Genomic DNA, 12,305 nt, shown 5'->3' on the forward strand with positions numbered 1-12,305 from the left:
GTTCCAATTCCTCATAGGTAGGCTCCAAACCACGCTGCTGAAATTGACGAACAGCGTGCGGTGTCAGTTCCAATTCCTCATAGGTAGGCTCCAAACCGGTGCGGGAAATGAATGCAGGCGAGGCGGCCCACGAGTTCCAATTCCTCATAGGTAGGCTCCAAACTCACCCCCGTTTCGCTTCATAGGCATTGATTGCGTCTCGTTCCAATTCCTCATAGGTAGGCTCCAAACGAAATTGCGGTTCTCGACGCGGCGATAAATAGGCGTGGTTCCAATTCCTCATAGGTAGGCTCCAAACCGGCCGCTACTACGCGTACACCAAATTGAGACCGGAGGTTCCAATTCCTCATAGGTAGGCTCCAAACCCTTAAGGATCGTGTGCTGCGGAAGCTTGCTACGGCCTGTTCCAATTCCTCATAGGTAGGCTCCAAACTAGGCCCAGTCTTTCATCGCTCGTTCGAGCGATGTGGGTTCCAATTCCTCATAGGTAGGCTCCAAACCAGATCCCGATTGTGTAAGACTTGTAACCAGAAATGGGTTCCAATTCCTCATAGGTAGGCTCCAAACCAATGCCTGCTTATTTTCGATGAAGCAGGTGTTCTGTTGTTCCAATTCCTCATAGGTAGGCTCCAAACTGCCCGGCATCATATGCTACGGGCCACCCAATACGAAGTTCCAATTCCTCATAGGTAGGCTCCAAACGGAATGCACTTTCTACCCATTGAATTGTCTCTAAAGCTTGTTCCAATTCCTCATAGGTAGGCTCCAAACTTGTATGCGAAATTCATCTCAGCATCTCCACGTCGCAGTTCCAATTCCTCATAGGTAGGCTCCAAACTCTACTACGCCATCCACGAATTCAGCGAGGACATGCAGTTCCAATTCCTCATAGGTAGGCTCCAAACCCAATCTCCCAGCGCGTAGGGTAATCGAGATTGTGCAGGTTCCAATTCCTCATAGGTAGGCTCCAAACTCACCCTTAAAGCATCAATAAAGCATATCAAATCACGTTCCAATTCCTCATAGGTAGGCTCCAAACGGTCGTCGGCCTGGTCATTGGTCTGCGCCGTTCCGGGTTCCAATTCCTCATAGGTAGGCTCCAAACGATGTCCGACAGGCTCGCAACCGTTAGCGTCGCATGTTCCAATTCCTCATAGGTAGGCTCCAAACAGGAGGGCGAGTGGCTGACCATTGCGGAAATAGCGGCGTTCCAATTCCTCATAGGTAGGCTCCAAACCTTTATTGTTACCTACCATAAAACAGAAGATGAAGCGAGTTCCAATTCCTCATAGGTAGGCTCCAAACGAAAGCAAGAAGGAGGGCTGAAATGGGACGACACTTGTTCCAATTCCTCATAGGTAGGCTCCAAACTTTTTGGCGACGGATGGTACAATGCGGCGACCAAAGGTTCCAATTCCTCATAGGTAGGCTCCAAACTAGCTCATCCTCATTGGGACATTCCTCTAAAGCGCAGTTCCAATTCCTCATAGGTAGGCTCCAAACCCGCGCAAAAATCATCGTGTATCATCCCCTGTAGGATGTTCCAATTCCTCATAGGTAGGCTCCAAACCGGTTCCATGCCGACGAGCCCGACCAAACATGCCGTATGTTCCAATTCCTCATAGGTAGGCTCCAAACCGGTGAATGGAGCCCGTGGCTCGTGTACGAGTTGTGGTTCCAATTCCTCATAGGTAGGCTCCAAACGATCGCCGTCTTCGTTATACCAGCACGCTCCGCGAGGTTCCAATTCCTCATAGGTAGGCTCCAAACGCCGAACAGCGTGGCAACGAAGTTGAGGAACGCCGTTTGTTCCAATTCCTCATAGGTAGGCTCCAAACTTTCAAAAAGCCCTTTAAAGGGCTTTTCTTTTTGATTGTTCCAATTCCTCATAGGTAGGCTCCAAACACGAGGTGAGCGCTACGCGAAGACTTATGAGCTGCGCAGTTCCAATTCCTCATAGGTAGGCTCCAAACACAACCGGCAATGCCGGCCAGCGTCTCAATCATCGAGTTCCAATTCCTCATAGGTAGGCTCCAAACCTCACAGACACCGGACCAGTATCACACAGACACCGGTGTTCCAATTCCTCATAGGTAGGCTCCAAACAGGCGCAGATGAGGCCGGAACGATTGCGGAAAGGCGAGTTCCAATTCCTCATAGGTAGGCTCCAAACTCGTCTTTCGAGCGTTGCAATTGGTACAGCATATCGGTTCCAATTCCTCATAGGTAGGCTCCAAACGTTCTTGTACGCGAGATAGCGTTTGGCGGCGCGCGAGAGTTCCAATTCCTCATAGGTAGGCTCCAAACGACGGCTTGAATGGCGTGGCGTGGGTGGACGACCGAGTTCCAATTCCTCATAGGTAGGCTCCAAACACCACAATCCAACGAGATAAAACAGCCCAGCAACGGGTTCCAATTCCTCATAGGTAGGCTCCAAACCGAATCCGAATCCTGCGCCGGAACCGAGTCCGGAGCGTTCCAATTCCTCATAGGTAGGCTCCAAACCTACTGCATACATTTTGTTGTTAACCACACCAGCAGTGTTCCAATTCCTCATAGGTAGGCTCCAAACGGGCAGGTACGGCTCGTGTTCTTTGGCTCCACCCACTGTTCCAATTCCTCATAGGTAGGCTCCAAACGAGCGGTGAGGATGCGAGGCTCGGATAGGCCTTTTTGTTCCAATTCCTCATAGGTAGGCTCCAAACCCAAAAAATCGCGATGCTAGCACCCTCTTAAGGGCACCGGGCACCATGCCAAAGCTTTCGAAATCATTGTACATGAACGGAAGGTCCGCAGGCAAGAGGAAAATGGCGAGGAGAGACAAAAAATGGGTGTCGTCGACCCCCTGGCATTTTTGCAGCACTGGAGGTCGACGACACCAAGTGCAGAGAAGTTGCGATGCGCATTCGGAACCTCACAAAATGGTCTCCCATCCGCCTTTTTGTACGCCCATGATTTCGCGTTCGCTGTAGCGGCTGGTACGCATGACGTAAAAAATAAACGAATCCTCGTTGAGATTGGCCACACGCCGGAGCTCATTTTTGAGTTGGAAGTACTGGCTGGGAGTCAGCTCTCCTTCGAGGACCGAATTTTGTACCCAAGTCAAGTACCGACGGGCGATTTTGAGCACTTTGGCCACGCGCTTGACATCGACATCGTACACCAAGATCACGTACACGAGCATTCACCACCGGCTGACAAAGGGGGTATAGGGCTCGTCGCCCAGCAGATGTTTTTGAATCTTGTAAAGTTCCAGACGGATAAGCTGCCGATAGGAGACTTTGCGTTTTAAACGCCGGTGCTGCAGGGTGGTGCGCATGCCCTTCTCAAACTCTTCGACAAAAACGCGCTGGGCGCGCTCGCGCAAAACCAGGCCACCGAGCTCATGGAGAAAGTCGTCGGCTTGAATCTGGCGACGACCCAACACCCGAAAGATCACCCGGTCGACGAGGAGCGGCTTGAACACTTCCGCCACGTCTAGGTTGAGCGAAAACCGCCGAAAGTTCGCCGCATGCAGAAACCCAATGCGCGGGTCGAGCTGCGTGTGGTAAATTTCCCGCAACACCGCGCTGTACAACAAGGAGTTCCCAAAACTAATCAGCGCGTTTAAGCGATTGCGCGGTGGGCGGCGTGAGCGCATGCCAAACCGGAACGCCTCGTCTTCGAGAATGGCATCAAAGGCTTGGTAGTAGGCCTGACGTGCATGTCCCTCTGCAGCCATGAGCGCTTCAATGGAACCGGCCGTCTCCACCTCGCGGCGATGGCTCTCTATCGCCTCCTGCATCGGTTCCACGGCCTTGCCGCGGTTCTTGTAGTACCGCAGCACGTTCAACATGTTGTCAAGGGCGCCCTCGACAAAGCGACGGGCTAAAGCCAGGCGACGGGAAGGATCGAGATAGTGTTCGGCCTGCTTCAAGAGCACATACCCGCTCACATGGTGTTCCCGCGGATAAAAGGTGCCCATGTAGTAGCCATAGTGGCTGTAGATATGCACGGGAATCTCTTTCTGGCTGCAAAACTCCAGCATCTTCTTCGTCACATCGACCTCGCCGAACAAGAAGATCTCCCGCACGTGCTCCACCGGAACGTACCGCTTGCCGTCGGCCGTCTCAAACAAGAGCGTGTGATCTTTCCGGCGCAACTGGCCGTCGCGAAAGATGTACAGCGACTCCTTCACCGCGCTCCCCTTCCTTGTCCCTTACGCCCAGCAAAGCTCCCGGTAGGCGCATTTCCGGCACCACTTGCACCACACTGCCGGAACCGGGTCCTCCTTGGCCACGAGGGCGGCAATCTCCTTCTCCACTTCGGCCATCCGCTCGGCGGCGGCCTCGTCGAGCACCACCTCCTCGGTACGCCGTTCCAGGGGGAAATGGAGCCGCCCCTTGGCCGTCACGCCCAACTTCTGCAGCCGGTACAAGTAATAGGTGAGCTGCAGGCGGGCGCTTTCCGCATAGCGGGAGCTCTTCTTCACTTCGCCCACCACCACGTCCCCCTCGGGCGTGCGCATCAGGTCCAGCGCGAGGTTCTCGACGCGGACTTCCTTCCGGTCGCGCCCATAGGCCTCTTCATGCAGCGTCCGCCCAATCCGCAGGTTGTCGTCATCATGAGAAGGCGTAATTTGTCGAGCCATCAGCCAGACCTGGCGCTTGCAAATGGCCCAGTACCAGACCAGCGTCCCATTTACCCGCGAAAGGGAATCCTCCGACACCACAAGCGCCTCCCCCTTCCCTGTCTCACCACAGCCACGCCCCCTGCTGCGCCTCGGCATCGCGAAGAGCGGCAAAGCCGAGCTCTTCGTCATACAGCCGAGGGTCGGAACACAGGACAATCCCGCGCTCGGTGTCGACCGCCACGCGCTGGGCACAGGTCTGTACCACGGGAACGGAAAAGGCCTGCAAGGCGGCCAGAAACCGCTTGCGTTCGAGAAAGCTGAGGCGACGCATCCAGGATGGATCGCCATACCGCTCGTACAATTCCGCTGCGGTTCGGCATCCCCATCGTCCAAGGTACCGCTCGCGCTGCTCTTCGGTCAGGTGCTCCTCCCCGGTCGGCACGAACACCGTGACCGTGGGGACGGTCTCTTCAAAGGGTTCCAGGCCGCGCAGGGCCGACCATTGGCCCAGCGCCGCTTCTTTCATGCGCTCAACATAGGCCACGTGGGCATTTCGGGCAAACACCTCGTCGTAATAGGTAGAAAGGAGGGCGAGGACATCGGGCTCTTCAGCCGGATAAGCCGCGCTGGACAGGAGCGCGTCGGTCACTTCTCGTTCTTCGCGCCGCCGGTACAGCCATTCGCGCGTCGACCGCTCGCCACCCCGCACAAAAGGCTGGGTCCACACCTCCCCGACCTCTCCTTCCCCGCGCCGGTTGACGCGCCCGGCGCTCTGCACGAGGGAAGGAATCGTCGACAGGGCCCGCCACAGGAAGCGCACGCTCAGGTTGAGCCCGCACTCCAGAATGGGCGTGCCGACGACAATGGCCGCCTTTTCCCTTTTCAGATGTTCGCGCAGCACCTTGAGCTTCCGCTGTTTGTGAATCGGCTGCAGCATGCCGTGCAGGAAAAAGGCCGGGATGTCGGTTCGCTGTCGTACGGCGCGAAAGACGCGCAGGGCATCGGCCACGGTGTTGAGCAGCACGCCGACCTGCCCCACCTCGCGCGCCTTGCGCACGGCCAGTTCGGCCACGTCCTCCTCATCGACCGCATCCCGCGCATCGGTCCACGCCCTTACGTGATAGCGGCACACCGCCGGAACCTCTTCGGCAGGGATGAGCTCCTGCACCTCGATGCCGGCATAGCGCGTCGGCGGCAGCGTAGCCGTCACGAGGAGCACCTGGGTGCCCAGGGTGCGGGAGGCCGCCGCCAAAAGCTGCAGCAAGACATTCCAAACGCGGGGATCGAGCATCTGCGGCTCGTCCAACAGCACAAAGGCGTTTTCCAGCGCCGGCACGCGCAGCGTATGCTGGGCCCGCCGCGGAAAGAGGGCCCGGAAAAGTTGGTGGAAGGTGGTGGCCACCACCGGGGCCTGCCACGATTCCATGGCCAGGTAAGATGCATCGTCCATCTCGTCGCTCAGCGCCACCGCCAGATGGTGGTGTTCGAGGACCTCCACGCGGCACGCCGTGGCAATCTCCCGCGCCGCTTGAGAGAGAATGGAGATGTGCGGCGCTACATAGACGATGCGCCGGGCGCGATTCTGCCGCACCGCTTCGAGGGCGATGCGCAAGGCGGTGAGGGTTTTGCCGTATCCCGTGGGCAGCGTGAGGGCAAAAAACGGGGCGTCGGGGTTTTGGCGCCAGGCGGCGAGGGCGCGTTCGCGCATGGCCTGGCGCAGGCCGTCCATCTGGTTGGTGCCACCATCGGTGCCGTGCCGCGTGCGGTCAATAGAGGCTTCCAGGGCCGCGATGGCCGCTTCCGCCTGGGACGGCTGCCACTCCGCCGGTTGCACCTGGCCCGAGTCCATGCGATCAGCAGCGATCAGGCGCCCCGTTTGCGCGCGCAGGCAGGCGTCGGCCACGCGCTGGGGGGCCGCTCGGTCTTCCAGCTGGCCCACGCACACCGCCTTCCACCGGGACACCTCCTGGCGCCACCGGAGGCTGAGCGCGTGCACGCGCGCATGAACCGCATTGCCACTGTGCAGCCAGGCGGGGACGGGGAAAGTGGGCGGCAGGTGGGGAGCCAGCGCGCGGGCCACCCCGGGCCAGTCCACGTCGGCCGCCACCGCCGCGTGCCAGTGGCCGCGCCAGGGCGGGGCATCCTCGATGTCCCCCAGCTCCCCGTGGTGATCGGCCACATCGCGGACCCAGCGCAGCCATGTGCCCCGGTGCGCTTCCCACGCCGACAGGTGCCGGAGCAGGTCCTGGCCCAGGGCCGCCAGCACCGCGGCCCCAAAATACGCATGCGGCACGGCTCGAGCCGGCCGTTCCGCTTCCTTGCCCTGCAGGTAGCGCTGCCACTCCGCGCGCGCCTTGCCGAGGTCGTGCAAAAACCCCGCCAGGCGCGCCAGCCATTCCTCCGGCGACTTGGGCGACGGGGCCATCGCCCTGGCGACAGCATCCAGGTGATCCGAAAGGCGCTGGGACGGACGGGCCCAACACGCCGCAAAGGGGATCACCACAGCGCCACCACCCCCGCTTCGCCCTCCCGGAGGCCCATCAGCCGCACAGGAAGATGCGCGGAAGGCTTTGGCACAAACCGGATCGGCCCTCCCGCTGCGTTGTAGAGCACGCTGACGCCCCCGCGGTATTCGCCCGGCCCCACCCGTTCATAGAGCATCCCGCCGACGCGGGCATACTCCGCATCGGGCAACGGCTCGAGGCGTTTCACCGCTGCCACTGGGACCACGGTGCGGCACAGCAGCGGCTCCTCGTCTGCCTCCTCCAGCGGATCGGCCGCCCATTCACCCACATACTCCGGAACGGTCAGCGCGTAGGCCACGCCGAGATACGTGGGGTACACGCTGCGGCGCTGGCGGATCGCCTCGGCCAGCTCGGCCTGCTTCGGCCCGGTGTAGTAGATGCGATAATGGGGCTGGATGAGCAGCTCCACGGCCGTGGGGCGGTGGAAGGTTTTGGTGTTACTCCCGTCGAGGTACATCTTCCCCAGCATCGACAGCTGCTGCGCGCGCGTGCGCACCGGCGCGCGCAGCTCGATGGCCGCCCAACCGTCCTGCACCGGTTCGGTACCGAGGATGGCCCCCAACAATCCGTGCAGCGCCGTCCGCGTGAGGAAGGGGTAGGTGGCGTGGGTTACGGCCGTGTCGGGCCGCCGAAAATGAGCCAAAGGCCCGCGCACGTCAAAGACGAGCAGCGTCGTCAACGTTCTCCCCCTTCCTGCTTCTCACCACAGCGACTCCACGCGTCCCGGCAGTTCTCCGCGCAACCGCAGCGCGGGATGGGCCATGTACCGCACGCGGGCGATGCGCCCGGCTTCGCGTTCCAGCACCTCGGCCAGCCCCGTCACGTCCAATTCGATCTCCTCGAGCGAAGACGGCTTCCGTCCCGAACGCCACGCCTCTGCATCGGGCAGAAGGCGCACCGCCTCTTCCAGGTGCCCAATGCGGTAGAAGGGGTCTTCGTATTCCACATGCAGCAGGAAGAGGGGTTGCTGCAAACCGCGGCCGCGAGCCTGGCGATGGAGCGTGCCCTTCCACAGCCCCTCAAAGAGGAGGGCCAAATCCTGCTCGTCCATGCCGGTTTCTTTGGCCAGCGTCGCGTTGATCACCCCCGGCATGAGAAAAACGGCAAAGGGCACAAGATAGGTGGTCCAGATGGTCCCTTGCCCTTTCCCTTCCTCCGCCGGCATCACCACCGTCCCCTGCACATACCGGGACTCAACCGGGTGCAGGGAATGGGCCCAGCCAAACTGCACCGGACCCGTGCGGTGAAAGCTTTCGTCCTTAACAGAAAAGACGATGCCGAACACGCGGGCATCGAAGGAAGCCTGCATGATCCGCTCCAGGGTGACCTCGCTGCTCCCAAAGGCCCGTTCCACGATCGCTTTGGCCAAATCGCGCCGGTTGAGCAGTTTGCCGTTTACCCGCTCTTCCCGCACAAACACGAAATGGCGGCGTTCCGGGCCCCCATCGGGGTACTTGGCCAATACGAAATCGCGCACATCCCGCTTGATGCTCACATCCGACAGAGAAATGCGCCCATCCTCCTCGTCGAAGAGGCGCCGCGCATCGCTGTCGGCCAGGGGATCGCGGTTGGGAATCCCGTCTTTTACCGATTTGACAAAGAGCAACTCCCCGCTGCGTACCATCGCGTTGACCTCCTCCATCTGTTCTTCCGCGCGTTAAGCTTCGGCCATTGCCGCGCTTTCATCAGCCGCCACGCCTTCACCTTCCGCCTCCGCGGCACCCAGCACGCTATCAGCCAAATGATAGCCGGCCCAAAAAGCGGCCAGAAAGGCATCGCGCGCCTTTTGCACCTCCGGCTCCATTTGCCGGTAGGCCAGAAGCCACGCCCCATGCTGGCGGCGCAACTCCTCTCTCAAGGGCAGGCCCACCCGGACGGCATATTCCGGCATGGGCAGGATCGCCCGCCGCCACACCGCATCCGGTGTCAACCGGCTGCCAAAGGTCAGCACCCGGTGGGTAAGAAAGTCCTTGCCCTTCGTTTTCCACCAGTACCCGCGGCTGAAGGCGCGCACCAGATACCCGGCGGCAAACCCCAGCTCATCGACGGATCGGGCAAAGTCAAGGCTCCCCGCCTTCAGCTCGTTCAAGAGCTCCGGCCACGGCCGCATGTCGGCTCCCTCCTCCTTGCGTTGAACCACCTTCCTCATGTACGCCTGCCAGAAGGCCCGAAACACCAGGTAGCGCAGCACTTCTTCCCGCATGGCCCACCGCGCGTCGTCCCGTTGCCAGCGCGCCGCACACTCCTGCATGCGCAACGCCGCGTGACGCACCATGGGGCTGAGGGCGATCGGCTGCCGATGCAAGATGCGTCCCAGCGCTTGCCACACATAGCCATACCCGTAAGCCATCGCCAAAAGCGGCGGCAGGCACAAAAGCTGCCGCTCATACCGCGCGGGAGAAAGCTGCAGCGCCTGGCACAGGCGGGCCACCTCCTCGCCCAGCGCCACGAGCAGCTCGTCTACCGCCTGGGCCACGGAAGGCGTCACGTCTTCCACCACGGCCAGCAAATGGACGTTCTTCCGCGCCACCTCCCCCGTGTAGTACAGCACCGTCAGGCGGAAACGGGCATCGGTGAGCGTTTCGGGGAGCACCGTCTGCTCCAGGCCCAGCACTTGCTCGAGCGGCAATCCGCGCTCCAGATAAACCGTTTGGCGGCGAAAGGCCTCAAGCCCGTCGGCAAAGCGCTTTTCGGCTTCCGCATCCAAGGGCACCAACGGGGTGATGATCAGCCCGGCATACACCTCCTGCCGTACCTGCCTCGGAGTGTCACCGCCGCGGCTCATCGCGGGGGCAAACAGCTCGCGGGTCACCCACACCGGCAGGCGGCGCGAGGCGGTGGAAAAACAAAATTGTCCCCCCAGGGTAAGCCCCTGGTAGCAGCGGTGACACAGCGCTGCCCCCCGCACCAGCTCTTCTTCTGCTAGCTCGCTGGGCAAGGGCGCGCGCCACTCAAAGGCAAACAGGGGCCACGCCTGGTTGGCGATGGAGACCACCGGCCCCTCGGCCCCGCAGCAGACGCAGACGCCGTCATCGAGGGCGCCCTTCTCCATGCCCTCGGCCAGCTTGGCCTGCCAGGCCGCCTGCTCCAAAAGGGCGAGGTTGGCGCAAACGGCCACCCCCGGGTGCAGGCGGCTTTGCACCACCCACGGCCCGTCATCTGAAGCGGCCGCCGCATACCGGTAGGGATGGCCCTCGCCCACCTCGGCCAGCACCAAAAGCCCGTACAGCTTTTCCTTCTCCGTTGCGCCGCTGGCCAGCGTAGCAAAGGCATCGGCCAAAGGCGCCGTCAGCGCCGCCACCTCCACCGCCCCGCGCCACAACTGGGTGCGGGCCAGGCGCCGCTCGAGAAAATCGCGCACAGCCTCAGCATTGGCGGCCAGCTCACGGAACTGTTTGTCATACACAAGGTACACCGGTATGCCGTAGCGCCCCTGAGGCTTAAGAGGATTGCCCCCCTTAGGCAGGACAAACGGTGCGGCGACGGTGCGCGACCGGTCGGGAACAAAGCGGGCCTGCGTCTTCTTGCGCCGCCCCTTTCCGCCTTCCTGCGGCTCTTCCTGCCAGTCGCCCCACGCCATGGGAGGATGCACGGCAAACCGTCGCTGCGCCACATCGATCTCCACAAGGATGACGTTTTGGAAAAACTGAGCCCCCGCTTCCACATCGGTGATCTGCCGGATCACCTCGGCGGGCGATCCCCCACGGTTCAACAAGGGGAGTCCCATGCGGATCAAGCCGTCGATCAGCACGTCTGCGATTCACCTCTGTCCGGTAGGGGCTCGCACAACCCGAACCCCTGCGCATTTTTGGCCCCAAATCCCGCATACAGCCCCAATTCAATCAACCGCGGGTCTCCTTCCAACACGAACCGCCCCGACCATCCCTTCACAACGGTTCCCTTGTAGGTGACGAGATGAAGCCGCGTGCGCCCCACGGGCTTGACCACCGTTTCCGGCCCTGCATACGGCTCCCCCGTCAAAGCGGTCCATTTTTTCACAAGATTTTGGTGAATCAACTCGGCAAAAGGCTTTTCCTTTGGCGCATAATAATAGGTATAACGCTTGCCGTCGCCACGCGTCATGGTGGAATACACCGTAATGGGAGAAAGCGTGTGCACCACAAGCGGATTCCGATCCACCCGCACCCGGCGATAGGCAATCTCCTCGATGAAAACCGTTTGCTCACCCAAGCGCAAACCTTCTTCTTTTATGAGGAGATCGGACAGCTGCCGAAGGAACTCCTCAAGAGGGGAAGCAACCACAAGCCGAATCGGGTTCGAAAAGACAATCTCTTTTCGATCACGGTCTAAGACATAGGCTCCAAGCAGTCGCGAAAACGAAAACAGGCGAAAGGCCCGTTTTCCGTAGCGGAAGCCTTCGTCATGCAGCTTCGTCGCAAAGCGCGCGTCGAGCGCCCGGTATAAGGCTGACTGAATCCAATACGGATACGAAAACGGAAGGCGCAACGCACCCGTCGGCGATGTGAGCGTTATGTGCAGATGCATGCTCAGCCCCTCATTCAACCTGATCTCCTACGTTTGGACAGGTCTATTTTACCATTGTTCAGTATGCATTCCAATCCCCTTATTAGAGTAGATAGCTCCAAACTGTTATGAGGCCGTCTAATGGTCAATTCATAAAAAAATGGGTTACGGCAAGACCGCTCGCGTTCTGACGGCCTGGATGTTTGAGAACCATGAAGGAAAGACTGGTGACCACCTATGTCGATGAATGAGATTGGCGAGTTTGATGTCGTGAAGTTAAAGGATGGGCGGGAGGGAACAGTTGTTGAAGTGTACGATGTCCCTGACTTCCCGCTGGCATATGAGGTTGAATTTGATGATGGCAGCTTGGAGACTGTACAGCCCTCACAGATTGACAAAGTGATATGGAAAGCGAAACGTTGATGCCCGCCTGCGCCTAACGGCATGGCGGTTTTCTTATTTCCATGACGGCCACGTGTACCGGTAAAGCGCGGAAACCATAGGGGAAGTAAGAAAACATGGCGAAAGATTGAAAAACCCTCAACGCAGGGCAAGGTCAGGGATTCCAATCCTTCGTAGGTAGGTTTCAAACAAGGTGATGAGCAATGAACGCCCTCCAATCCCTCCCTCAATGACTAACCCTTTTTCTCCGTTTTGCTCACTCATTCGCACGTTTTCTCCCT

The 12,305-nt window shown here is 59.8% G+C and carries 9 protein-coding genes and 1 CRISPR repeat array; of the genes, 1 reads left to right on the forward strand and 8 read right to left on the reverse strand.

All coding sequences use genetic code 11. From position 1 onward, the window contains the following. A CRISPR array of direct repeats spans positions 1-2,705; the repeat unit is 30 nt; unit sequence GTTCCAATTCCTCATAGGTAGGCTCCAAAC. Positions 2,706-2,914: 209 nt separating this feature from the next. Genes cas2 through cas6 form a run of 8 tightly spaced genes read right to left on the reverse strand, consistent with a single transcriptional unit; the run spans position 2,915 to position 11,643 of the window. Then, positions 2,915-3,178, reverse strand: coding sequence for a CRISPR-associated endonuclease Cas2 (gene cas2, locus IEX61_RS11015; protein WP_054672089.1), 264 nt, complete (start codon positions 3,176-3,178; stop codon positions 2,915-2,917). 6 nt (positions 3,179-3,184) lie between these two features. Continuing rightward, entirely contained in the window at positions 3,185-4,177 is a 993-nt protein-coding gene (cas1b, locus tag IEX61_RS11020) for a type I-B CRISPR-associated endonuclease Cas1b (RefSeq protein ID WP_188818073.1), read from the reverse strand. Between the two features lie 21 nt (positions 4,178-4,198). Then, entirely contained in the window at positions 4,199-4,708 is a 510-nt protein-coding gene (cas4, locus tag IEX61_RS11025; protein WP_218185382.1) for a CRISPR-associated protein Cas4, read from the reverse strand. Between the two features lie 25 nt (positions 4,709-4,733). Next, complete coding sequence (gene cas3 / locus IEX61_RS11030; RefSeq protein ID WP_188818075.1) at positions 4,734-7,112, reverse strand: CRISPR-associated helicase Cas3'; 2,379 nt, start codon at positions 7,110-7,112, stop codon at positions 4,734-4,736. Continuing rightward, positions 7,109-7,816 carry a CRISPR-associated protein Cas5 gene (gene cas5, locus IEX61_RS11035; protein ID WP_188818077.1) on the reverse strand — a complete coding sequence of 236 codons (708 nt, stop codon included), beginning with the start codon at positions 7,814-7,816 and terminating at the stop codon, positions 7,109-7,111. The genes cas3 and cas5 overlap by 4 nt, the downstream gene beginning before the upstream one ends. 21 nt (positions 7,817-7,837) lie before the next feature. Beyond that, entirely contained in the window at positions 7,838-8,761 is a 924-nt protein-coding gene (locus IEX61_RS11040) for a CRISPR-associated protein (protein WP_054671736.1), read from the reverse strand. A gap of 33 nt (positions 8,762-8,794) precedes the next feature. Then, positions 8,795-10,888: a hypothetical protein gene (locus tag IEX61_RS11045; RefSeq protein ID WP_188818079.1), complete on the reverse strand. Its 2,094-nt coding sequence runs from the start codon at positions 10,886-10,888 to the stop codon at positions 8,795-8,797. Beyond that, a complete protein-coding gene (gene cas6, locus IEX61_RS11050) occupies positions 10,882-11,643 on the reverse strand; it encodes a CRISPR-associated endoribonuclease Cas6 (RefSeq protein WP_054671733.1) in 762 nt (253 codons plus the stop codon). The genes IEX61_RS11045 and cas6 overlap by 7 nt, the downstream gene beginning before the upstream one ends. Positions 11,644-11,865: 222 nt before the next feature. On the opposite strand from cas6, the gene IEX61_RS12550 reads away from it, so the two are divergent. Then, on the forward strand, positions 11,866-12,045 hold the full coding sequence (locus tag IEX61_RS12550) for a hypothetical protein (protein ID WP_054671739.1): 180 nt from the start codon (positions 11,866-11,868) through the stop codon (positions 12,043-12,045). The last annotated feature ends 260 nt before the right edge of the window (positions 12,046-12,305 follow it).

The sequence above is a fragment of the Calditerricola satsumensis genome (assembly GCF_014646935.1).
Classification (GTDB): domain Bacteria; phylum Bacillota; class Bacilli; order Calditerricolales; family Calditerricolaceae; genus Calditerricola; species Calditerricola satsumensis.